General features: G+C 41.9%; 22 protein-coding genes and 1 pseudogene. 13 read left to right on the forward strand and 10 right to left on the reverse strand.

Annotated features, from left to right (window positions below; all coding sequences use genetic code 11):
* The coding region (omp38, locus tag A9Z07_RS14450; protein WP_069579572.1) for an outer membrane protein Omp38 at nt 1–1,052 on the reverse strand (1,052 nt) is incomplete at its 3' end.
* Between the two features lie 366 nt (nt 1,053–1,418).
* Here omp38 and A9Z07_RS14455 point away from each other — a divergent pair.
* From A9Z07_RS14455 to A9Z07_RS14465, 3 genes are all read left to right on the forward strand, one after another.
* Nucleotides 1,419–1,934, forward strand: coding sequence for a GspH/FimT family protein (locus tag A9Z07_RS14455; protein WP_069579574.1), 516 nt, complete (start codon nt 1,419–1,421; stop codon nt 1,932–1,934).
* 111 nt (nt 1,935–2,045) lie between these two features.
* Nucleotides 2,046–3,221, forward strand: coding sequence for a thiolase family protein (locus A9Z07_RS14460; RefSeq protein WP_004775399.1), 1,176 nt, complete (start codon nt 2,046–2,048; stop codon nt 3,219–3,221).
* A gap of 132 nt (nt 3,222–3,353) precedes the next feature.
* The gene (locus tag A9Z07_RS14465) at nt 3,354–3,797 is read left to right on the forward strand and encodes a VOC family protein (RefSeq protein ID WP_069579578.1); all 444 of its coding nucleotides are present in this window, start codon (nt 3,354–3,356) and stop codon (nt 3,795–3,797) included.
* A gap of 54 nt (nt 3,798–3,851) precedes the next feature.
* On the opposite strand, the gene A9Z07_RS14470 is transcribed toward A9Z07_RS14465, so the two are convergent.
* The 5 genes from A9Z07_RS14470 to A9Z07_RS14490 all read right to left on the reverse strand — a co-directional run bounded on the left by A9Z07_RS14470 (nt 3,852) and on the right by A9Z07_RS14490 (nt 11,184).
* The gene (locus A9Z07_RS14470) at nt 3,852–4,337 is read right to left on the reverse strand and encodes a DUF934 domain-containing protein (protein ID WP_005259410.1); all 486 of its coding nucleotides are present in this window, start codon (nt 4,335–4,337) and stop codon (nt 3,852–3,854) included.
* Nucleotides 4,330–5,973, reverse strand: coding sequence for a nitrite/sulfite reductase (locus A9Z07_RS14475; RefSeq protein WP_005259411.1), 1,644 nt, complete (start codon nt 5,971–5,973; stop codon nt 4,330–4,332). The genes A9Z07_RS14470 and A9Z07_RS14475 overlap by 8 nt, the downstream gene beginning before the upstream one ends.
* 173 nt (nt 5,974–6,146) lie before the next feature.
* Nucleotides 6,147–8,552 carry a glucose/quinate/shikimate family membrane-bound PQQ-dependent dehydrogenase gene (locus A9Z07_RS14480; protein ID WP_004775406.1) on the reverse strand — a complete coding sequence of 802 codons (2,406 nt, stop codon included), beginning with the start codon at nt 8,550–8,552 and terminating at the stop codon, nt 6,147–6,149.
* Nucleotides 8,553–8,697: 145 nt separating this feature from the next.
* Entirely contained in the window at nt 8,698–9,921 is a 1,224-nt protein-coding gene (locus A9Z07_RS14485; RefSeq protein ID WP_171067077.1) for a carbohydrate porin, read from the reverse strand.
* A gap of 144 nt (nt 9,922–10,065) precedes the next feature.
* Nucleotides 10,066–11,184: a CaiB/BaiF CoA transferase family protein gene (locus A9Z07_RS14490; protein WP_005259414.1), complete on the reverse strand. Its 1,119-nt coding sequence runs from the start codon at nt 11,182–11,184 to the stop codon at nt 10,066–10,068.
* Nucleotides 11,185–11,397: 213 nt separating this feature from the next.
* On the opposite strand from A9Z07_RS14490, the gene A9Z07_RS14495 reads away from it, so the two are divergent.
* Together A9Z07_RS14495 and A9Z07_RS14500 are read left to right on the forward strand one after the other, a co-directional pair.
* Entirely contained in the window at nt 11,398–12,411 is a 1,014-nt protein-coding gene (locus tag A9Z07_RS14495) for an AraC family transcriptional regulator (protein WP_005259415.1), read from the forward strand.
* 95 nt (nt 12,412–12,506) lie between these two features.
* Nucleotides 12,507–12,965 carry a GNAT family N-acetyltransferase gene (locus tag A9Z07_RS14500; RefSeq protein ID WP_004775411.1) on the forward strand — a complete coding sequence of 153 codons (459 nt, stop codon included), beginning with the start codon at nt 12,507–12,509 and terminating at the stop codon, nt 12,963–12,965.
* 88 nt (nt 12,966–13,053) lie between these two features.
* Here the strand turns inward: A9Z07_RS14500 and A9Z07_RS14505 are convergent.
* Nucleotides 13,054–13,595: pseudogene (locus tag A9Z07_RS14505) on the reverse strand (adenylate kinase).
* Nucleotides 13,596–13,793: a hypothetical protein gene (locus A9Z07_RS14510; protein ID WP_081406440.1), complete on the reverse strand. Its 198-nt coding sequence runs from the start codon at nt 13,791–13,793 to the stop codon at nt 13,596–13,598.
* 173 nt (nt 13,794–13,966) lie between these two features.
* On the opposite strand from A9Z07_RS14510, the gene A9Z07_RS14515 reads away from it, so the two are divergent.
* From A9Z07_RS14515 to A9Z07_RS14535, 5 genes are all read left to right on the forward strand, one after another.
* On the forward strand, nt 13,967–15,172 hold the full coding sequence (locus A9Z07_RS14515; protein ID WP_069579580.1) for an acetyl-CoA C-acetyltransferase: 1,206 nt from the start codon (nt 13,967–13,969) through the stop codon (nt 15,170–15,172).
* Nucleotides 15,173–15,455: 283 nt separating this feature from the next.
* Nucleotides 15,456–17,591, forward strand: a complete 2,136-nt coding sequence (locus A9Z07_RS14520) for a 3-hydroxyacyl-CoA dehydrogenase NAD-binding domain-containing protein (protein WP_069579584.1) — start codon at nt 15,456–15,458, stop codon at nt 17,589–17,591.
* A 167-nt stretch (nt 17,592–17,758) separates the two neighbouring features.
* On the forward strand, nt 17,759–17,980 hold the full coding sequence (locus A9Z07_RS14525) for a hypothetical protein (RefSeq protein WP_047429412.1): 222 nt from the start codon (nt 17,759–17,761) through the stop codon (nt 17,978–17,980).
* Between the two features lie 63 nt (nt 17,981–18,043).
* Nucleotides 18,044–18,898, forward strand: a complete 855-nt coding sequence (locus A9Z07_RS14530) for a patatin family protein (protein WP_069579586.1) — start codon at nt 18,044–18,046, stop codon at nt 18,896–18,898.
* 202 nt (nt 18,899–19,100) lie between these two features.
* Complete coding sequence (locus A9Z07_RS14535; RefSeq protein ID WP_069579589.1) at nt 19,101–19,331, forward strand: hypothetical protein; 231 nt, start codon at nt 19,101–19,103, stop codon at nt 19,329–19,331.
* A 31-nt stretch (nt 19,332–19,362) separates the two neighbouring features.
* Here the strand turns inward: A9Z07_RS14535 and A9Z07_RS14540 are convergent, their stop codons facing one another.
* Both A9Z07_RS14540 and A9Z07_RS14545 read right to left on the reverse strand, forming a co-directional pair.
* Nucleotides 19,363–19,791 carry a GNAT family N-acetyltransferase gene (locus A9Z07_RS14540; RefSeq protein WP_069579593.1) on the reverse strand — a complete coding sequence of 143 codons (429 nt, stop codon included), beginning with the start codon at nt 19,789–19,791 and terminating at the stop codon, nt 19,363–19,365.
* A 17-nt stretch (nt 19,792–19,808) separates the two neighbouring features.
* Entirely contained in the window at nt 19,809–21,026 is a 1,218-nt protein-coding gene (locus A9Z07_RS14545; protein WP_069579591.1) for a class I SAM-dependent methyltransferase, read from the reverse strand.
* 101 nt (nt 21,027–21,127) lie between these two features.
* On the opposite strand from A9Z07_RS14545, the gene trhA reads away from it, so the two are divergent.
* The 3 genes from trhA (at nt 21,128) to lpxO (ending at nt 24,251) form a co-directional block, all read left to right on the forward strand.
* Nucleotides 21,128–21,769, forward strand: a complete 642-nt coding sequence (trhA, locus tag A9Z07_RS14550) for a PAQR family membrane homeostasis protein TrhA (RefSeq protein WP_032811078.1) — start codon at nt 21,128–21,130, stop codon at nt 21,767–21,769.
* Nucleotides 21,770–21,873: 104 nt separating this feature from the next.
* A complete protein-coding gene (locus A9Z07_RS14555) occupies nt 21,874–23,184 on the forward strand; it encodes an MFS transporter (protein WP_004775433.1) in 1,311 nt (436 codons plus the stop codon).
* Nucleotides 23,185–23,345: 161 nt separating this feature from the next.
* Entirely contained in the window at nt 23,346–24,251 is a 906-nt protein-coding gene (gene lpxO / locus A9Z07_RS14560) for a lipid A hydroxylase LpxO (RefSeq protein ID WP_004775434.1), read from the forward strand.
* The last annotated feature ends 36 nt before the right edge of the window (nt 24,252–24,287 follow it).

The raw sequence follows: 24,287 nt of genomic DNA on the forward strand, positions 1-24,287 counted from the left end.
GCTTGTTGACCTGGTTGTACCAGAACAGTACGGCTACCAGAAATCGCAGCGAATACGCGACGGTTCATAGCACGACCTTCTTTAGTTTTGTTGTCAGCAATCGGTTGATCCCAAGCGAAACCTTGAGTAGACAAACGAGATGCATCAACGTTGTATTCGTTTACAAGTGAAGATTTAACAGAGTTAGCACGCGCTAAAGATAAACGTTCGTTTAACTTACGTGGACCAGTGTTATCTGTGTGACCTTCAATACGAGCTGTCGCATTCGGGTATTCAGCTAACTTCTCTGCAACTTTAGCAATTTCAGACTTGTATTGTGGCTTGATGTCAGACTTGTTCGTATCGAAGAATACGCGAAGTTCCATGTTAAGGTCTTCAGTCAACTCTTGTGGTTGTGGAGCAACTGGAGTTGGTTCAACTGGAGTAACTTCTACTACTGCAGCAGCAGGTTTCAAGTGACCACCAAGAACTACGTTTAAGCCAGCAAGTGCTGTATAGTTCCAGAAATCTTCATCGATGTTATAAGTACCACGAGCTTCTGTACGAAGAGATAAAGCATCGTTTAAGCGCCAGAAAGCACCAAAACCAGCATTACCTAAAGTACCTTCTTCTTTCAAACCGCGACCAGCACGACCGAATTCAGCAGCAGTAGCATCATCAAATTTATATTTGTAGTGACCAGCACCTAACAATACATATGGCTTGATTTTGCTATCGTAGTTTTTAGTGATCAAATCAGAAGTAACGTAGAAGTTACCGTTGATTTGTTGTTGTTTGTATTCAGCGTTAGCAACAGTACCGTCAACATCACCTTTAACTTGGTTATATTCAGCTTCAAAGCCTAACCAAGGTGTTAACTCGATACCTAATGCAGCACCAACAAACAAATCATCCTGAATTTCAGGACCATTTGTTAAATACTTATCACCATTATTGTGTTTAGTGTCTTGGAATGTGTAACCAAGCATTAATGGAGTTACTGTTACGCCAGCATTAGCAGCAGCTAAAGGAGCAGCAACAAGCATAGCAAGTGCAATACGACTCAATTTCATGGATATCCTCCAGAGATAACAATTGTTTGTTGTGTAAGCTCAGCCTATGATTTTTCGTACTGAGAACATTAATGTTCTACAACATTATTTTTAAGCCATTCACTTCACTTTGAATCATACAAACACTTGATGAATTTTCCAAGTGCTTGATAACTTTAACCTCGTAAATTATTGACAAAATTGCTTACAATTTCCGTTGTAGTTCCGTAAATTTTCAATTTTCATACATCGGCGAATAGATTATTGTTTATCAATCTATGTTTAAGTAATATTTAACTTATTTGTTAGTGTTTTTTATTAAAACAAATAACGTTTATGCTTAACATATTGTTAATAAAAAAGTTAATAAAAATAGACAGGAAAAACATGTTTAGACCACATGGATTTACATTGGGTGAATTGCTTATCATTATCAGTATACTGACCATTCTTAGCTATATCGCCCTACCATATTTTCGCGACTTAATGGTTTCAGGTGAAGCAAATCATTTAAAAAGAAACCTCACAATTCACATACAAAAAGCAAAAACCGATGCACAGCTTTACCATAAAAATGTGATGCTGTGCCCAAGTAATGACCTGATTGACTGTAGCAAAGACTGGAATAAGGGCTTTATCGGCTTTGTTGACACCAATAAGAATAGAAAACGAGATCACAATGAACCTTTACTCTTTGCCGTATCACTTAATCTCAAATATGGTCATCTACATTATAGTGCTTTTGGTGCGACGCCCTATGCGATCATTTTTCAGGGAGAAAATGGACTCCCCTTTGCTGCAAATGGTAGCTTTACCTATTGTTCAACGTCACCTGACTATCACAGTAAAATACGCTTAAGCCGCATGGGAAATATTCGCTTTGAGAAAATATCCAGCTGTTAAAAACTCCTCAGTCTAGCTTAAAAAAAGTAAAACGCTTTATTCCAGTTCTTTTTTTAATATACTGCTTAAGTTTGGAACATTTTTTATAAATTATAAGTGTGGAGACACATAATGACTGACATCGTAATTGTTAATGGCGCTCGTACTGCAATGGGCGGCTTCCAAGGTGCACTCTCTGGCGTAACAGCGCCTGAATTAGGTGCAGTAACAATTAAAGAAGCAATTGCCCGTTCTGGCCTACAACCCACTGATGTAGAAGAAGTCATCATGGGTTGCGTATTACCTGCTGGTCTCAAACAAGGCCCAGCTCGCCAAGCAATGCGTAAGGCAGGATTACCAGATTCTACAGGTGCAGTCACCATTAATAAGCTTTGTGGTTCTGGCATGAAAGCGGTGATGCAAGCAGCAGATATGATCAAGGCTGGTAGTGCAGACATCGTCGTTGCTGGTGGTATGGAATCAATGACCAATGCACCATACGTTCTTCCTAAAGCACGTGGTGGCTACCGTATGGGCCATGGCGAAATTAAAGATCATATGTTCCTAGATGGTCTGGAAGATGCTGAAACTGGTCGTTTGATGGGTTCTTTTGCTCAGGACATGGCAAATCAACGTAGTTATACTCGCGAACAAATGGATGACTTCGCGATTCGTTCTTTACACCGCGCGCAAAAAGCAATTACTGAAGGCTATTTTAAAGATGAGATCGTGCCTGTAACGGTTTCAACGCGTAAAGGCGATGTGGTTGTTGACCAAGATGAACAACCGCTTAGTGCAAAAATTGACAAGATCCCATCACTTAAACCTGCTTTTGCAAAAGACGGTACGATTACCGCAGCAAATGCTAGCTCGATTTCAGATGGCGCATCTGCACTGGTCTTAACGTCTAGCGATGTTGCAGCGCAACGTGGCTTACAGCCTTTGGCAAAAATTATTGCAACTGCATCAAACTCACAACACCCTTCTGAGTTTACGATTGCACCTGTAGGCGCAATTGAAAAAGTATTGAAGAAAGCGGGCTGGGATGCACAAGAAGTTGACCTTTGGGAAATCAATGAAGCATTTGCAATGGTTACCATGTGCCCAATTGATGACTTCAAATTAGATGCAGAAAAAGTGAATATCAATGGCGGTGCCTGTGCATTGGGCCACCCTGTTGGCTCTACAGGTTCTCGTATCATTCTTACTTTGATTCATGCACTTAAACGCACAGGCGGCAAAAAAGGTGTTGCAGCTTTGTGTATCGGTGGTGGTGAAGCAACAGCGGTTGCAATTGAATTGATCTAAGTAGCAATTTGATGACCCAAAAATCCTGCCAAGCGCAGGATTTTTTGTTTTGAGAATTACAAAAAATAATGCACCTATAGCGCAATTCCCGATAAGTTATATTTTGTATAAAAAAACAACAGGACGTCCCCCATGCAACTCAATCATTATTTAAATTTTAAAGGACAAACCGAACAGGCATTTAATTTTTATAAATCTGTATTTGGCGGTGAGTTTGCCATGCTCAGCCGTTATGGTGATATGCCACCCACAGAAGGAATCACACTTTCTGATGCTGATAAAAACTTGATTCTACATGTTTCCCTACCTATCAATGAATTTACCGTATTGATGGCTTCGGATGTCAACGATCAATTCTGCACCCCGCATAGCGTATTTACTCAAGGCAACAATCATTATATTTCTATTAATCTAGATCCTGATGAACTTGAGGATGCTCAAAGACTTTTCGATGCCTTGTCCGTCAATGGTCAAGTTGAAATGCCCTTGGAAAAAACCTTCTGGGGTGCACTCTACGGCGCTTTTACCGATCAGTTCGGGATCAAATGGATGATCAATTGTCAGCTTGATGAATAATCGACATCAAATAAAAAAGCTGAACCAAAGTTCAGCTTTTTTATTTCAGAAGGCTTAAGCCCCAGTCTGATAACTTGCTTGAGGTACGGCAGTTGACGCCTGATAAGGATTGGTAAAATCCTGAAGACCAGCAGCGGCTTCATGAATATCCTTACCTTCTTTCACCACAAAAGTGTCAAAGCCAGAACGTTTTAAATAATTTAAAACATCCTTGAAGATATCACCGACCGCACGCAATTCACCTTGGTAGCCTTGACGACGCAACAAGGCAGCAAATGAATAACCACGACCATCATTGAAACCAGCAAATTCAATGAAGATTGCATCAAATTCATTGAGTGGAAATTGATGGGTTTCAGGTGAATCGTTTACTGTAATGTACAATGCTTTTTTGCCTTGTACCTGTGCCAATTGATCAAGTTGTGCCGTTGTTAATACAACATCACCTTGTGGAAGCGCACCATCTTCTGCAATGACTTGATAAGTATTGTCTGCAATTGTGCCATCTTTAGAAAGCACTTGTAGCGATGTATTAAGCATAAGCACGCTCCTTGAATGGTTGAATGCCAACACGGCGATAGGTATCAATAAAACGCTCACCTTCATTACGTAAATCAAGGTAAGTATTCAAGATTTCTTCAATCACATCAGGTACAGCATCAGCAGCAAAAGATGGGCCTAAAATATCGCCTAAAGATGCATCATGATCCGCATGACCACCTAAAGTGATTTGATAGAACTCAGCACCTTTTTTATCAACACCCAGAATACCGATATTACCGACATGGTGATGACCACAAGCGTTCATACAACCCGAGATATTCAGGTCAAGCTCACCAAGATTGTAGATGGTATCTAAATCTTCAAAACGACGGCTAATCGCTTCTGAAATTGGAATCGATTTCGCATTCGCCAATGAACAGAAATCACCACCCGGACAGCAAATGATATCGGTAATAAAGCCGATATGCGCACGTGCCATGTTGTGATGTTCAAGCGTTTGCCACAATTCAAATAAATCTTTTTGTGGTACATCCACCAATGAAATGTTTTGTTCATGCGTGGTACGGAACTCACCAAAGGTGTACTTATCCGCCAAATCAGCAATTAAGTTCATTTCTTCAGAAGTAACATCACCTGGCGCAACCCCTGCACGTTTCAGGGAAATCGTAACAATACGATAGCCTTTCACTTTATGTGCATTGGTATTGACGTTGAACCATTGCTTGAATTTAGGATATTCAGCAAATAAAGCCGTAAAGTCTTGATCGTCCAGATCCTGATAATCAAATGGTGTAAATTCTTCATCCATTTTTTTCAAGATTTCAGGTTGAATTTTCAAAGCTTCACGCGTGTGTTCAAATTCAGCTTCTACTTTTTGAGCAAATACTTCTGGTGTTAATGCTTTCACCAAAATCTTGATACGTGCTTTGTATTTGTTATCACGGCGACCATGCAAGTTATATACACGTAGGGTCGCTTCAAGATAAGCAATTAAATCTTCGCGTGGCAAGAACTCACGAATGACGCTACCAATGATTGGAGTACGGCCTAAGCCACCGCCAGCCATGATCTTATAGCCCATTTCACCCGCGTCATTACGCACCAGATATACACCGATATCGTGGAATGCTGTTGCAGCACGGTCTTTCTCTTGCAATGCTGAAACTGCAATCTTGAACTTACGTGGTAAGAACGCAAATTCAGGGTGGAAGGTACTCCACTGACGAATCAATTCACACGTTGGACGTGGATCAGCAATCTCACCTGCTACAACACCCGCAAACTGGTCGGTGGTGGTATTACGGATACAGTTACCTGAAGTTTGTACCGCATGCATTTGCACTGTTGCCAGTTCAGCAAGAATATCAGGCACATTTTCTAATGCAGGCCAGTTTAACTGAATATTTTGACGCGTTGAAACATGTGCATAACCGCGGTCATATTCCGTCGCAATTTCAGCAATTTTTCTGAGTTGTTTGGTATTCATCAAGCCATACGGCACAGCAATACGGAGCATTGGCGCATAACGCTGCACGTATAAACCATTTTGCAAACGTAGTGGACGATATTCGTCTTCTGTTAATTTTCCTGCTAAATAGCGTTCTGTTTGATCACGAAACTGAGCAACACGTTGGTTAATCAGTTGTTGATCGAAATCCGTATATAAATACATGGCGTATGGCTAGTCATTCATTATAAAGGCGACTAGCATAGCGAGCTTTCATTCATCAACAAAATGCTTTTTTTGCATATTTAATAACGGTTTTATTGATAAGCCTATCTAATTGCCATAAAAAGAAAAAGCCCAGACGAATCTGAGCTTTTCTCTATCATTTTTAAATGAAATTAGTTCTTATCTGGCAAAGCATAAGCCACGAGATAATCACCCATTTTCGTGCCGAATGAACCATGTCCACCCGCCATAATCACGACGTACTGTTTACCATTGGCTTCATAAGTCATTGGAGTTGCTTGTCCACCTGCTGGTAAACGTGCTTCCCATAACTTGTCGCCATTTGAAACATTGAATGCACGGATGTAGTTATCTTGAGTTGCACCAACGAACATTACGTTACCCGCAGTCGAGATTGAACCACCTAAACCTGGTACACCAATTTTCACTGGCGGTAACTGGAATAGATTCGGCAAGCTGTCACGGATGGTACCGATACGTTTTTTCCAAACTACATCATGGGTTTTCAAGTCCACACCAGCAACATAGCCCCAGCCAGGTTGTTTACATGGCAAACCGAATGGCGACAGGAACGGACTGATATCAACGCCGTATGGTGTGCCATACATCGGTTGCATACCTTGTTCTGTACCCGCACCACGCGCAACTGGCTCGCGGTTTGGATCTGCTGGAATTAAACGGCTCACGAATGGCAAACCAATCGGGTTCATGACTGCAACCTGACGATCAGCATTCACAGACATACCGCCCCACTCGAATACACCGAGGTTACCAGGGAAAACTAAAGTTCCGTTTTCTGAAGGCGGCGTATAAATACCATCATAGTTCAGACGTTTAAATTTCACACGACACATTAACTGGTCAAACATTGTGGCACCCCACATGTCTTTATCCGTCAATTTATCTTTCGGTGCTAAGTTAAAGTCAGAGAATGGTTGAGTTTTAGAATAGAACTCACCTTTGGTTTGTGGTCCCCACTTCACTGTTTGCGGCACTGGTTTTTCAGTAATCGGTACAATTGGCTGACCATTACGACGATCTAAAACGAAGGCATTACCTGTTTTAGTCAACACATAAATTGCAGGCACTGTTTGACCAGATTTATCCTGAATATCCGCCAATGAAGGTTGTGATGGTACGTCCATATCCCACAAATCATGATGTGTGGTCTGGAAATGCCATACCAGTTTACCTGTGGTTGCATTGATCGCCAGCATTGAGTTTGCATAACGCTCTTTCAATTCTGTACGGTCACCGCCCCAGATATCTGGCGTACCTACACCTGTTGGTACATACACGATGTCCAGTTTTGCATCATAGGCAAGTGGCGCCCATGCGTTTGGTGAGTTATGCACAAATGTTGTGTCTTGACCCGGCATTGCATTTGGATCAGCAGCGCCTGTATCAAACACCCACAACAATTTACCTGTGTTCACGTCATAACCACGAATAACACCTGATGGCTCTTTATTCGAATGGTTATCTGTTACAGATCCAGCGATAACAACGGTCGTACCAGACACAACACCCGGAGATGTTGGGTTATAACCACCCGGATACGCATATGGCATGAACTCTTGTAAGTTCACTTCACCGTTTTGACCAAAGTCAGAACATGCTTTACCAGTATCTGCATTCACTGCAACTAAACGACCATCATTCACAGGAACAAAGACTTTACGTGGACACTCTGTTGAGGTCGACTTCTTCGCTTGTAAACTGGTTGCAAATTCAGTGGTATTGGCAGCATCGTAGTACATTACACCACGACAAGTTAAGTGCTGGAAGGTTTTATCCGTTTTAAGCTTAGGATCAAAACGCCATTTTTCCTTACCTGTCGCAGGATCAATCGAGATTAAATGTTGATGTGGCGTACACATAAACATGTTATTGCCAATCTTGATTGGTGTTACTTGGTTGGTGGTTTCACCTGAATCATTTTCAGTTCTGAAATCACCGGTACGTAATGTCCAAGCCACTTTAAGATCTTTGACGTTTTTATCATTGATCTGTGTCAATGGAGAATAACGTTCACCACCCTGACTACGACCATAAGCTGGCCAATCTTCAGGTGCAATGCCTTCAACCGCTTTCGCTTGCGCAGGTTGTGGCGTCTGAATCACACCATTGATTTCTTGTGGATCATTAAAGATCGAGTACACCATCACCACGATAGCAATCGCTAAAGTTGAAGATAAGGCCACTTTACTTGATGCCAGATTATCAATACCGCGTGTTACCGCAGGAACAAGTAACCAAAGACCTAAGATACCCAGAATATCTAGACGTGGTGCAAGTGCCCAGAAGTCTGTACCAACTTCCCAAACACCCCAGATCACACTGCCTAACATGAGCGCGGCATACACCCATAAAGGGCCTGATGCACGTTTATAGAGTTGTACTGCCACAATGAGCAACAGCACACCTGCAATCACATAATAAAAAGACCCGCCAATGGCAGCGAGCCAGATACCGCCAATGAGCAAGAACAGCGCAATGAGGGCGATAATAATCACCGTCAATGTTCTTAGCCCAGATTTTGAAGCAGATTGATTCATAAGATCACCTTGCATCTTTTGTATTTTTAGATCCATTAAGAAGATGAATGATCCACTTAATGGTCGAAGTTCAAATCACAACAAGTATGGTGCAGATACGGCCCACTTTATGAGTTTCATCTGCACAATTGCTCGAGTATCGAAATTAGAAAACGGTTTGGAACTTAATCCCGCCAACCCATGTCTTATCGCCATTTTTCAATGCGCCAACATGGTGGACATATTGAATATTCGGACGAATCGTCAACCAGTTGGTTGCGTGAATGCCGTAATACAACTCAGTGTTATATTCTTCATCCAACAAACCATTTGCATCATCATTGGCATGAATACGTGCTACCCCTAGGGCAAGTTCATCTTGCGGACGTTGGTCAAGTAAACCTTTATAGATCAAGCCAACATTTTGCATGTCTTTGACAGAATTGGTTTTTGAATCATGTACTGTGACATTCACAAAACCAGTTAAACCACGATCAGACTGACCGTCATGACGAGTTAACTGCTGCTTCACAGTGAACCAGCCACCTTGTTTGTGTCCAGTTTTGGCAGGATTCTCAATTTCTGCTGCATCAGCCGTACTGTAGTAGTAGCCAAAACGATATTCACCCGGTAAAGACAATGCACCGAGTTTTGGTGTCCAGACCACTTCGGCTGGAATAATCGCACCATGTGAACCATCAGTACTTAAATTAAAGCCTTTACCACGTTGCAAGTTTTCAGGGTTATATTCATAAGCCCCGATTTGAGCATATAGATCTGGCTGTAAGTTGTACTTCACACGCAATGCCCACTGACTCACAGGCCAGTTGTACCATTGGTCACCTACCCAGTTACCCACTTGTGAACCACATAAAGCCAAGTTCTGGAAATCACAGTCAAAGCTGTTGAAATCTTCACCTTCGCCAAAACGACCGACTTTAATATCCAAAGCTTGATCTAAAAATTTCTTTTTGATCCACAAGTCTGTTAGACGCCAAGTTTGACCACGCCCCCACACTTCTTGTGTAGAACTCAAATGGCCCTGTAATGCATCAGCCGTTTGCGATAAAGATTGACCATCACGATAAGTGACCGTGATCTGTGCTTCTGTATCTTGCCAACCTAAAATTTTATTTAGATCGAAATGTGTACCTAAAGCCAATTGTCCAGTAAATTCACTGCCATGGCTTGAATGCTGTTTAGAATCTAAAACCCCTGCGAATTCACCAGTGTAATCAGCAGAAAATTTGTAACCCTGTTCTTGCAACGCCGTGCGTTGACCGTTCCAATCACCAAATAGCCATTGACCATTCGGATCAAAGGCTGATGACGCGGCTTGAGTATGTTGTGCAAAAAGACTCAATGATAGAACGGATAAACAAGAAACAATCAATGACTTCGAGATTGTCATGTTTACGTAACCTTTTATGTTATTGTGTATAAAAGGTTACTCTTATTTTTAAATTACAACTTATTCAAAATGTTAACAATCTGTACAATATTTTAACAATTAGTGATTAGTCGCACATATTTTCTACCATTTGCCTTCACCTAGCCCCTGACCAATGAATGCATACTTCATTTGAGAACGAGAAAACTTGATTGGACAGGCCAATTGCGCTTCGGTTTGATCCGAGTTTTCAGATACAGGGACATCTACAACCCAGTCGCGTTGCTGAGCGATTGGTGAATCCAAAGCCTCATCTAGGCTGAGAACTGGTTCTACACAAATATCTAGACTCTGGAACAAATGTTGCCATTCTGAAAAATTCTGGGTCTTAAACTTATCTTGTAGCGCTTGTTTTACCGCCTGACGATCTTCTGGATCAAAAGAGGCACCTTTTGCCAGTAATAAAGGCAATTCTAAAGCAGCTGCCAAGCCAGCCATAAATTGTGGCTCTAAGCTTCCTACAGAGAAATAGCGACCATCTTTGGTTTCATAATAATCATAGAAGCTCGCACCATTGAGCATGCCGGCCTCAGGCGCTTGCGGTGTCTGCCCTGCCAGACTTGCGGAAGCAGCCATACTATTGAGGCTTGCCACACAATCTGTCATGGAAATATCAATATATTGTCCCAGACCGCTGCGTTGGCGTTCAACGACAGCCGCAAGTATACCAATCACGGCATGCAGCGAGCCGCCAGCCACATCGGCAATCTGAATCCCTAAAGGTGGTGGCCCACTGTCTTGACGACCGCTGTGTCCGGAAATGCCCGCAAGTGCCAAGTAATTAATATCGTGCCCTGCCCGATCTTTATAAGCGCCTGTCTGACCATATCCAGTAATTGAACAATAGATAAGACGTGGGTTAATCTCGGCTAAAGTTTCATAGTCCAGTCCTAGACGGCGCATTACATCGGGACGGAACTGCTCCAGCACAATATCAAACTCGGAAATTTTAGTTTTGATCAGTTCAATATTGGCTGCATCTTTTAGATCGAGTGCAATCGACTGCTTGTTTCGATTGAGATAACTATGTGCAGTGGCCTGTCCGTTCGCATAGGGTGGCATTATCCGTACCAAGTCAGGACGTGTTGGAGATTCAACATGGATAACTTCTGCACCCATGTCCGCAAGGTACATACTGGCAAATGGCCCAGGTAATAAAGTAGAAAAATCTAGGACTTTCAATCCCTTTAGAGCAGATGGCATGATAATTTTTACTCAATTTGTTCAAATTTTCTTTTATACTAGGTGTGAAGAAACACAAAAACAATGTCATGTTCAGCCATTTACCTTGATAGTTTCGGCAATTTAACATGTATACAATGAGCAGATAATTTTCTTGTCAATTGCTCAATTTGATATTTTAGACGGTTATTTAGGTCAATTATCGTGAATAGTAAAGAAACTGAAGGATTCAATATGAGCCGTGATACGATCAGCATCCACTTCGTGAATGCGGCTTTAACAGGTGTTAAACGCCTAGGCATGGACGTTGAAACATTACTTTCACATGTCGGTATAGAAGCAGAATTACTCCGTCAACCGAAAGCTCGAATCTCTCCTGAGCAGTACACCCGTTTTGTAAAAATGTTATGGATGGTTACCCAAGACGAACACGTTGGTTTCGATGTACAGCCTCGTCGCTTGGGCACATTCGCAATCATGTGTCAATTGATCATCCATTCCAAGACACTTGGACAGGCACTCGAACTCTCCTCTCAATTCTACAAACTATTTGGAGATGAATGGTCAGTAAGCTTGGAACGCGACAAGCATGAAGCGCGTTTGGTTCCCCACATTCCTAAAGCTTTAGATCCCGACCATTTCATTACTGAAAGTATGCTAATGATTTGGCATGGTCTTGCTTCATGGTTAATCGAACGTCGTTTACCTTTAGAACGTGTTCATTTTGGTTATGAACGCCCAAGCCATGCCGATGAATACGATGCATTATTCTTTGCGCCCGTGATGCAGTTTGATGCGCCACGTACAGAGATTACCTTTGCTGCTGATTATCTTGATCTGCCAATCCGTCAAGATGAAAAGACTTTAGAGGAATTCCTAAAAGCAGCACCTGCCCAACTTCTGGTGAAATTTAAAAATACTAACTCACTTACCTCACGTATTCGTGATGTATTAAAGAGTCAGATCGGCGAAGAAATGCCAACACTCAACGATGTTGCTGCAATGTTGTATTTATCACCACAAACTTTGCGTCGTCGTTTAGCTGCCGAAGGTAAAAGCTATCAAGGTGTTAAAGATGCCTTGCGTCGTGATGCTGCGATTCATTTATTACTCACACCAAACTTGACGCTTGAAGATGTAGCGCAACAAGTCGGCTTTAGTGAAACCAGTACGTTCCACCGTGCCTTTAAGAAATGGACAGGTGTTACCCCTGGTTTATATCGTCAGCTGCACGGACATCATAGCTAATTGTTTCCAAACGGGTGTTCAGCCTGATATGGTTGAACACTTGTTTAAAATTATGGTAATAATCAAGCCTAATTTTACGATAAGCTTGAACAACAATGATTATAAAAAAAGGCGACTTCACGCATCCCCAAGTTCAAAATTTGATCCATATCCATTTGCATGGTCTGCATCAGAACACACCTATTGAACATAGTTTTGCATTAGATCTCTCCCATCTACAAAACGATTCTATAAGCTTTTATACCCTTTGGAATAACGATTTGCTTCTTGGCTGTGGCGCGATTCAAGAACTGACACCTCAACATGCTGAACTCAAATCTATGCGGACTCATCCTGATCATTTACGTCAAGGTGTTGCAAAGCAATTGCTGGAGTATTTATTGAAAGTTGCTCAACAACGTCAATATCAACGCGTCAGTTTAGAAACAGGCAAAGATGCTCACTTTAATGCTGCAATTAGCCTTTATAAAAAGTTTGGTTTTGTTCAAGGCGCGGCGTTTGCAGAATATACTGAATCGCCCTATAACCAGTTCTTTCACTTATCTTTATCATAAGTTTCATCTTTAGCAGGGTCATAACCATAAGACAATAACACCTTATCCTGATGCCTAAACAAGCACTGGGCTTTTGTTTTGATATACATCACTCTGCCTTCATCTGCTTTAAAAATGCTTCCGTCTGTTTTGGCGAAGTCAGACGAATAAATTGAATATGCTGATATTGAGGATCTTTGATCATGGCTAAATACTTTTTACGGTTTTTAGCGTGATGAGTGATCATCCATAAAATAATAGAGTCCTTAGACAGAAAGCTGGTCTTGAAACTTTCTCGATTATTCGAGTTTGGCCATAGTCTTTTTTGTGTTGCCGCGCGAGCAATTGCTCGTTTAACTGAGCGGTACAGGTTCAATGAAAATGAATAATCCAGCCAAATAACCGTATCAATATATTTAACCTTTAAATCTAGTGTTCGAGAATAATTGCCATCAAGTATCCATCCTCTAGGTGCCTGATTCATTTGACTTTGTAATTTAGCAAAAAACTCCTGATCAGATGTTCTTGCCAATCATCCAGCCAAAATAAATCATCCATTTCAATGTGTGCCACCCCTAGCTTTTGAGCGAGCTGACGGGCAAAGGTTGTTTTTCCAGAAGCAGAGGTCCCTACAACATTAATAAATTTCATCTATCCCCACCCAGTCTCAGCATTTTCCATCGCGACTTTTAACTTCAAAAATAAAGCATCATTTGACAATTCTTGCCAATCATCCAGCCAGAGTAAATTATCAAGTTCGATGTTTTGTAATTTTGTTTTTTCTGCCAACTCAAGGGCCAGTGTAGATTTACCAGAGCCTGTCGTACCAATAATATTAATGAATTTCATCCAATCAATATATTTTATTTATGGTTGGCTAGTGTACTGATGAACCTATTTTTCAATCAAGTCATTAGATTGGCGAAAAACATCAAACTTGCCAATGTTTATCATCATTGCGCTGACACTTAAATTGAGTACACTCGATAAACAACAATTTTAAGGTGATACAAGGAAAACCTATGAGCGAGGCCTACATTATTGATGCCATTCGCACGCCACGCGGAAAAGGAAAAAAAGATGGCTCACTGCATGAAGTCAAACCGATTACTTTACTCACATCATTACTGAATGAATTACAACAACGCCACCAACTCGATACTTCAAAAGTAGATGATATCGTTTTAGGTTGCGTCACCCCGATTGCAGACCAAGGCGGTGATATTGCCAAAACCGCAGCGATTGCGGCTGGCTGGAATGATGATGTTGCAGGCGTTCAAATCAACCGTTTCTGTGCATCTGGTTTAGAAGCTGTCAATTTGGCTGCACAAAAAGTCCGTTCAGGTTGGGAAGATGTCGTTGTCGCAGGTGGCGTTGAATCGATGTCACGTATTCCAATGGGTTCTGATGGTGGTCCGTGGGCACTTGATCCTGAAACCAACTTAAAATCGTCTTTTGTTCCACAAGGGGTTGGCGCTGATCTGATTGCCACTTTAGATGGCTATAGCCGTGAAGATGTCGATACTTTTGCAGTCGGTTCACAGCAAAAAGCAGCTGCGGCTCAAGCCAACGGTTATTTCGACAAATCAGTGGTGCCTGTTAAAGATCATTCTGGGGTGCTGATTTTAGAAAAAGATGAATTTATTCGAGGTGCGACCACAGTTGAAGGTTTGGCAAAACTGAATGCCAGCTTCGAAATGATGGGACAAATGGGCTTCGATGCCGTTGCATTACAGAAATATCCAGAAGCGCAAAAAATTAACCATGTGCATCATGCAGGCAACTCATCAGGTATCGTTGATGGCGCTGCTGTGGTGTTATTGGCTTCTGAAAAAGCAGTCAAAGAACAAGGCTTAAAACCACGAGCCAAAGTACTGGCAACTGCCTTGGTCGGTACAGACCCAACAATCATGCTGACAGGCCCTGCCCCTGCTGCGCGTAAAGCTTTAGCTAAAGCAGGTTTAACGATTGATGATATTGACCTATTTGAAGTTAATGAAGCTTTTGCTGCGGTCGTGATGCGCTTTATCAATGAACTCAAAGTTCCTGCTGAGAAAGTCAATGTCAATGGTGGTGCAATTGCGATGGGCCATCCACTCGGTGCTACGGGTGCCATGATTTTAGGAACTTTACTTGATGAGTTAGAGCGTCAAGGTAAAAAACGTGGCTTAGCCACATTATGTGTGGGTGGTGGAATGGGGATCGCCACTATTATTGAAGTTGTATAAACACCCAGCATTCCCTGAAATATGATACTCGGAAAGGTCATTCGCAACCTGCATAGTATCCGCAATTTGTTGTTTCTACGATCAATTGTATAAATGAAGAAATTGAACAGGTTTTGCGAATGACAATGGTTTTGCCTACTTTTGCCTAAACAAAAGTAGGTCGAACCGAAGGTTTATCCTGAAATTAGATGAGAGCTAAACAAGACCCTGCTATGCGTATTTTCATAAATACAGATAAACAGATGACTTGCAACAAAGCTTATAAAATATTGGACGATGATATATGAGCGCTATTAAATACGAAAAAAACGCTGACAATATTGTAATTCTTACCCTTGATTCATCGGGTCAATCTGCCAATACCATGAATGCAGAATTCCGTGAATCTCTCCAAGAAGTCAGCCAAAAGCTCAAAGCTGAAACTGATCTGAAAGGCATTATTTTCCGTTCTGCCAAGAAAACTTTCTTTGCAGGCGGTGATCTAGATGAGCTGATTCAAGTACAACCTGAACATGCGACTGAATTTTTCAAAATGATCGAAGAGCTCAAGGGCGATTTACGTGCCATTGAAACATTAGGAGTTCCCGTTGTTGCTGCATTGAATGGTACAGCGCTCGGTGGCGGTTGGGAAATTGCTTTAGGCTGTCATTATCGTATTGCGATCAATGATCCAAAAACCAAGTTTGGTCTACCAGAAGTGACTTTAGGCTTGCTGCCTGGTGGTGGCGGTATTGTCCGTATGGTCCGCTTGCTTGGCCTACAAAATGCGTTTCCATTCTTGATGGAAGGAAAGCAATTTGGTGTCGATAAAGCAAAATCACTGGGTCTGGTACATGATACTGCCGAGAATGAACAAGAACTTTTAGACAAAGCGATTGCTTGGATCAAAGCCAATCCCAAGTCGCAACAACCTTTCGATGTTAAAGGCTATAAAATCCCGGGTGGTGATCCGAAAACGCCTGCTGTAGCTCAAGTGCTTGCGATTGCTCCTGCGATGCTACGCGACAAGACCAAAGGTTGCTACCCTGCGCCTGAAGCAATCATGGCCGCTGCGGTTGAAGGTGCACAAGTCGATGTCGATACCGCTTTGCGTATCGAATCGCGTTACTTTACCCAGCTTACTGTAGGTCAAGTTTCCAAGAATATGATCGGTACCTTCTGGCATGGTCTGAATGCCATCAAATCAGGTGCAAGTCGTCCTGCGGATGTTGCAAAATGGCAAGCCACTAAAGTCGGTGTATTGGGTGCTGGGATGATGGGTGCAGGTATCGCCTACTCGACGGCAATCAAAGGCATTCCTGTGGTACTCAAAGATGTATCAGTTGAGAATGCAGAAAAAGGTAAAGCCTATTCGCAAAAACTACTCGATAAACGCGTTTCTCAAGGTCGTATGACGGTAGAAAAACGTGATCAGGTTTTAGCGCTAATTACTGCAACCGCTGATGCAGCAGATCTGCAAGGCTGTGATTTGATTATTGAAGCGGTATTTGAGAATCAGGAACTGAAAGCCAAAGTGACACAAGAAGCTGAACAGTACTTGGCGGAAGATGGAATCTTTGCATCAAATACCTCAACCCTACCAATCACGGGTTTGGCAACGGCAAGTAAAGATGCCAAGAAATTCATTGGACTCCACTTCTTTAGTCCAGTGGATAAGATGCAACTGGTTGAAATTATTAAAGGCAAAGAGACTTCTGCGGACACATTGGCAAAAGCCTATGACTTTGTGCAGCAAATTGCCAAGACGCCGATCGTCGTCAATGACAGCCGAGGTTTCTTTACCAGCCGTGTGTTCGGAACCTTTATTCAGGAAGGTATGCGTTTACTTGCAGAAGGCGTTCATCCTGCAAAAATTGAAATGGCTGCACTGAAAGCAGGTATGCCAGTTGGCCCACTCGCAATTCAAGATGAAGTCTCTTTAACTTTGACTGAACATGTGGCTGGTGAAACCCGTAAAGCATTACAAGCTGAAGGTAAAGATTTGCCAAAAAACCCTGTTGATGAAGTCGTTCATACCATGATTCACGAGCTGAACCGTAAAGGTAAAGCGGCGGGTGCGGGCTTCTATGACTATCCAGAAAATGGCAAAAAGCATTTATGGGATGGACTCAGCCGCTGGCAGAAAGACAACAGTATTACTGAACAGGATATGATTGACCGCTTCCTGTTTGTACAAGCACTGGATACTTTACGCTGCTATGAAGAAGGTGTTTTAGAGTCTGTGATTGATGCTAATGTCGGTTCAATTTTTGGAATTGGTTTTGCACCGTGGACTGGTGGAGCGATTCAATTCCTGAATCAGAATGGAATTGAGCAATCATTGCAACGTGCAGAACAACTGGCAGGCCAATATGGTGAACGTTTTGTGCCACCGCAACTGTTAAAAGACCTTGCTCAGAGAAAAGAAATTATCCAATAATTTTGTTCTCTCTGCATTGCATATCAGCCCGTATGGAACTCATTGTCTATACGGGCTTTTTTCTAGTTTCGACAATGCCGTAGCAAAACTTTCGAGCATTACATCACGATTTATGCTATAACCACCAACAGTTTTGCTTTAATTTTTTTGTCCTTTGGAACTATCTTATGTCTGAGAAACTCTGTCCAGAAACCTCACCGTGGGGTTGGAAAGCATTAATTATCACCTGTATTCTAAGCTTCATTTTTATGGTGGTTTTCTATTTAGCCATGAATAATGAGCCAGACTATATGCCAATGAACAAAAATAAAGTGGCACCTCAGTCTGAAATGTCACAATCGTCAATGATGTCTGAAACCAGCACGGAAACACATCAGCACAATCACTAAAATGCTTGTCGAACATGATAAATCCTGTTAAACAGGGATTTATCATGTTATTCGAGATATTCAATGCTTCAACAAAATCGTCAGGCACTGGTCGTTGAAGGCGGTGGAATGCGAGGTGCATTCACCAGCGGTGTCTTAGATGCATTTTTACAGCAACAGTTTAATCCCTTCGATCTCTGTGTTGGTGTTTCTTCTGGTTCAACCAATGTCGCCAACTATCTGGCCGCACAACAAGGCCGCACGCTTGAGATCTATTTAGATCATTCGCTTCGCACCGAATTTATTCATTATGGCCGTTTCTTCAAAGGCGGTGATCTGCTCGATTTAAAATGGATGTGGGATATCGTGGAAAGCGAACATCCTTTGAATCAGGCACATTTATTTGCGAATCATCCTGAATTTTATATGGTACTTACTCACGCCATTACGGGTGAAGCCACTTATATCAAGGCTTCCAAAGACAATATTCTGGATGGTCTAAGAGCCTCTAGCTCAATTCCAGTATTGACGCGCCAAGCAGTTGAGGTATTTGGGGAACCTTATTTCGATGGTGGCGTAGCAGATGCCTTGCCTGTACTTTGGGCAGCACAACAACATGATGTATCGAAATTGATGGTGTTAAGAACCCGCCCTCAGAACTACTATAAGGCCAGTAGTAAAGGCGATCAGTTCCTTGCGAAATATCTATTCAAGGAAAATCATGGCTTTGCGCAGAGTCTATTGTCCAGAACACAGCGCTACAATGATTCAGTTCAGTTTGTGCGCACACCATCAGGACAAAAAATTCTGGAAGTTTGCCCACCTGATCTGAAAAATATGGCAGGTCGACTCACCAAGAATAAGGCCAAAATCCGCTATAGCTACGATGTCGGCTTAGACGTTGGCTTACAAGCCATCGAAGACTGGAATAAACTTTAAATCCTTCTTGTCGAATCATCAATAATATATTGAGACAGGATAAGCCTGATCATGCTCATCCTGTCTCACATCTCCGTCGAATTTTCTATTTTGAAAGCTTTCTCTAACCCAACATTATTCACATTCCCATTTTTATACTTGGCAACAGCGGCTAAAAAGGCGCAAAATCTGCTTTTATTTTTTATTTATTTGGGAATTTATTATGAATAAGCAACCATCCCCACAAAAAGATTCAAATGAAACCGTATTGGGATGGAAATTTGTCATCATTGTTGGGGTGCTCAGTACCATTTTTTTAAGCTTTTTCTATTTAGCAATGACCCAAGAACCAGATTACATGCCTGGGGCACAGCGTAAGGCACAACAACAAAAAGAGCTTTCTCAGGAAGCCTCTCCTGCAAGCTCAGAAGTGGATGCACAAACTAAGCAGTAGTCAGAACAATGATAGGTGCCAATCTTATAGGTCAAAGCATTCCTGTGATTGGCATGATCATCTCAATATGTGGAATACCACACTCATCATATTCCTCTCCTTGCACTACAAAACCAAGCTGCTCATAGAATGAAATCGCATGCACTTGCGATGACAAATGAAGAAATGCGCGATGTTGCTGCCGTGCATAGGCCAGAATCTCTTGCATGATCATTTGACCAATCCCTTGTCCTCGATAGGCTTTGAGTACTGCAACCCGCCCCACACTATTATTTTGTAATAATCGTGCTGTTGCAATCGGCTGCTCCTGATCATAAATCACAAAGTGTTGTGAGATCGCATCTTGTTCATCCCACTCATCCTGTTCTGGAATGGCTTGCTCTACGATAAAAACTTGCTCTCGAATCAATTTGGCATCACGCTGTAATTGATCCCAACTTCCCTGTTGAACGCGTAGCATATTTCCCTCGAATGTCATTAACACTTACAACCTATATTCTCGACTGGCATTTGATCTTGTAATAACAGTTCCAAACTGTGTTTCTCAATGCCATACATTGCTTTTAACGCTTGAATCTGCTGCATAATTTTGGCATCAGGCTGCTGAATATCTTTGCGCTTGGTCGCCAGAATCATTTTGTTTTTGCTGGTATGTTCCAAAGATACAAATTCAAAGACTTTGGTTTCATAGCCATAGGCTTTTAGTAATAAAGCACGCAAGGTATCGGTCAACATTTCTGCCTGCTGGCCTGCATGAATACCAAACTGAAGCATGGGCTGTAACACCTCTGGACTTTGTAATTGCGGACGTAGCTCTTTATGACAGCACGGCGCGCACATGATCATCGATGCATTGAGGCGAATCCCTGTATGAATGGCAAAATCTGTCGCAATATCACAAGCATGTAAAGCAATCATCACATCCAGTTTTTCTGGATGATAGGTACGAACATCGCCTTCAAAAAAGTCTAAGTGATTAAAACCAACCTGATCAGCAATATTCTGACAGAACTCCACCAGATTCGAACGCAGCTCAACTCCAGTGATTAAAGGCGTTTTCTGTTGTGCTTGCAAATAGTCATATAACGCAAAAGTTAAATAGCCTTTACCTGAACCAAAGTCGACAATATTTAATTCTTGCTGTGAAGCATCGATCTGCTCATAGGCATTGGAAAAGATTTCAATAAATTTATTAATCTGTTTCCATTTTCGCGCCATGCTTGGCACGATCTGCCCTTTTTCATCGGTAATACCAAGATGTTTTAAGAATGGGCTTTGCTGTTGTACATAACGCTGCTTTTCACGGTTATGTTGCTGTTGTTCAACCTTGTCCGTCGCTGCCTGTTTTTTCTGGCTATTCAACATCGCTTTCTTTTTATTTTTCTTAAGCTGTATGTCTTGATTCAAGGTAAATAAATTTGCCTGTTTAGATTGTGCCAACAATTCAGCAATCTTTTCCAACCCTTCGGTAATCGAATAGTTTTTAGTGATGTCTTGCGTGGTGTGATGGTATAAACAGGACAATGTTGCCTGTCCCTGCAATTCAATCATACGAAAAGTCATTTTTTCTAATTGTGCCAAATCGCCTTTGTACTGACTCAATATCAGGCGATCAAAGCTTTTATTTTCAATAGATTGCTGGATATCCAAGAAAAACTGCTGTTCTTGTTCAAAAGAAAAATTCGGCGCAAACATAATGAAAACCTGACAAATAGAAACTAAATTTTAAAGCGTCTTACTTTAAAAGGGAAATTGCATTACGATACAGTTGTATTTTTATGCAACCTGATCGCTTGATGAACTCAAAAACACTACTGGACTATGACCCAAAAGAAGAACTGATTAATGCCTATAGTCATGGGCTGGGTGCTGTCCTTGCCTTAATTGCTTCAATTTTTCTTATCATTAAGGGACATTCTCTCCCCTTAGGCCAATGGATGAGTCTATGGGTCTATGGCTTTAGTCTAGTCCTCTTGCTTGCGAGTTCTATGCTGTATCACTTTGCTGTGGATGAACGTAAGCGCTATTGGTATAAAAAACTGGATCATACTGCTATTTACTATTTGATTGCAGGCACCTATACACCATTTCTGAGTATTGCGATTCCAACCGCCAAAGCCCATTATTTACTGATTGCGCTATGGGTGATTGCCCTCATTGGTACTCTTTTTAAACTGGTCTTTATCCACCGCTTCCAGAAGATTTCCTTGGCAGCTTACCTATTGATGGGCTGGTTAGCGATTTTGGTGATGGATGATATGCAACGTTATCTGAGTAAGGATGCGATACAACTCTTAGTTGCAGGCGGGTTGGCTTATACCATCGGCACATTGTTTTATGCTTTAAAAAAGGTAAGATATACCCACGCAATTTGGCATGTTTTTGTGCTACTAGGGGCAGGATTACACTTTTTAGCAATCTACTGTTATGTATTATAAGTCTATATATAGCATTCAGTTTTTCTAAGTAAAACTGCATATTCAAAAGGAATTTTTCAAGACAGACTTCTGTTTCTTGAACGAATAACATGAAGGTCTCTTGTATGTCGTCAAGCACTACGACTGCCACCCCAGAAGTGGCCAGCAATTCAAAAGTACGGGTATTATTTGCCAGCCTTGTCGGTACTACGATTGAGTTTTTTGACTTTTATATCTATGCCACAGCAGCTGTGCTCATTTTTCCACATTTATTTTTCCCAGAAAGTAGCGATGGCGCTGCGGTTCTAAAATCACTAGCAACATTTGCCATCGCCTTTATTGCACGCCCAATCGGCGCTGCTATTTTTGGCCATCTTGGTGATCGGATCGGACGTAAAGCAACCTTGGTTGCAGCCTTGCTAACGATGGGTATTTCTACGGTTTGTATTGGTCTGTTGCCAACTTATGCACAGATTGGTCTTGCAGCTCCCCTGCTTCTCGCGCTATGCCGTTTAGGTCAAGGTTTAGGTCTCGGTGGGGAATGGAGTGGCGCAGTCTTACTAGCTACGGAGAACGCGCCAGAGGGCAAACGCGCCTGGTATGGCATGTTCCCACAACTCGGTGCGCCAATCGGCTTTATTCTCGCAACAGGTTCTTTTTTACTGCTCAATGCTTTTATGTCTGAACAGGCATTTATGACTTGGGGCTGGCGTATTCCATTTATTGCCAGTGCAGTATTGGTCTTGGTTGGCTTGTATATCCGTCTAAAACTGCATGAAACACCTGCGTTCCAAAAGGTATTGAATAAGCAAAAAGAAGTGAATGTACCTTTCAAGGAAGTCATGACCAAACATTTGCCAATGTTAATCCTTGGTACCATCGCAGCAATCTGTACCTTTGTGGTGTTTTACCTCACTACAGTTTTTGCCCTGAACTGGGGAACTACAAAACTTGGTTATGCACGCGGTGAGTTTCTAGTCTTGCAACTGGTTGCGACCTTATGTTTTGCTGCGTTTATTCCGCTCTCTGCCATTCTTGCAGAGAAGTTTGGTCGTAAGAATACATCGATTGCAGTCTGTGTCCTTTCAGCATTATTCGGACTTTGCTTTGCACCGCTATTAGGCTCAGGTAGTCCATTCTTGGTATTCTTATTCCTGTGTATCGGTCTTGCGATTATGGGTTTAACCTATGGGCCAATTGGGACTGTATTGTCAGAGATCTTTCCGACTTCTGTACGCTATACCGGCTCTGCATTAACTTTTAATCTGGCAGGTATTTTCGGTGCTTCTTTTGCGCCTTATATTGCGACGAAGCTGGCTGAAAGTTATGGTCTAGGTGCCGTCGGTTTATATCTCAGTTGCGCATCGATCCTTTCTTTAATTGCCTTTTTACTGATTCGTGAAACCAAGCATGATGATGTAAATAATCAAATTTAAGCACTTAATTTCAGATGATCTGTGGATAACCGATCCCGATCATCTGAAATACCATTCAATTTGTGCCTTTTTATCTTATAAAGTTGCTTTTCTGACTGCATTCTTCCAAATATTTTTTGTGCTAAAATAACCGCCTTTATTTTTTCTTAGACGATTGTGTTATGTACGCAGTGATTATCGTTGCCGTATTTTTAATCAGCTTCTTATATACCTATTTACGCGGTAAAGAGCGCTTAAAAGCATCTCGACAATTATTTGACCATTCGACATTTTTAGCGCCGATCAACATGTTTATGACGGGCTTTTCCAAATTGCCGAACCAACCTTTCTTTGATGTGGCTCAGTTCCCTGAACTCAAACCGCTACAAGATAATTGGGAAGTAATTCGCGAGGAAGCCATTCAACTACAGAATCAGATTAAAGCCTCTGAAAAAAATAATGATGCTGGCTTTAACACTTTCTTTAAACGTGGCTGGAAACGCTTTTATCTGAAATGGTATCAAGATAGTCATCCGTCAGCACAACAACTTTGTCCCAAAACCGTTGCCTTACTGGAAAGCATTCCATCAGTAAAAGCAGCGATGTTTACCGAACTTCCTTCTGGAAGTTATCTGGGTAAGCACCGTGATCCTTATGCAGGTTCTGTACGCTATCATCTTGGCTTAGTCACGCCAAATAGCGATGACTGCTTCATTGAAGTCGATCAGGAGCGTTATAGCTGGAGAGATGGTGAAGCGACTGTATTTGACGAAACCTTCGTACACTGGGCTGAGAATAAGACCGATGAAACACGTATTATCCTGTTCTGTGATATTGAACGTCCAATGAAATGGGGCTGGGCACAAAAGTTCAACCACTGGTTCGGTCGTAATGTCATGTCAGCGGCAAGCTCACCAAATGATGATCAGGACAAAACTGGCTTTATCAATCGCATCTTCAAATATGGCTATGCGGTACATCACTATGGCCGTGGCTTAAAAGAACGTAACCGCCCACTCTACTACGCATCAAAGTGGTTATTATTTGCGATTATTATTGGCCTGATCTTGCTGCCAAGTTTTCTTTAAGGCTATTTTAGTCACAAAAAAAGAGATGCAATTGCA

The organism is Acinetobacter sp. YK3 (assembly GCF_001729365.1).
In the GTDB taxonomy this organism is placed as follows: domain Bacteria; phylum Pseudomonadota; class Gammaproteobacteria; order Pseudomonadales; family Moraxellaceae; genus Acinetobacter; species Acinetobacter vivianii.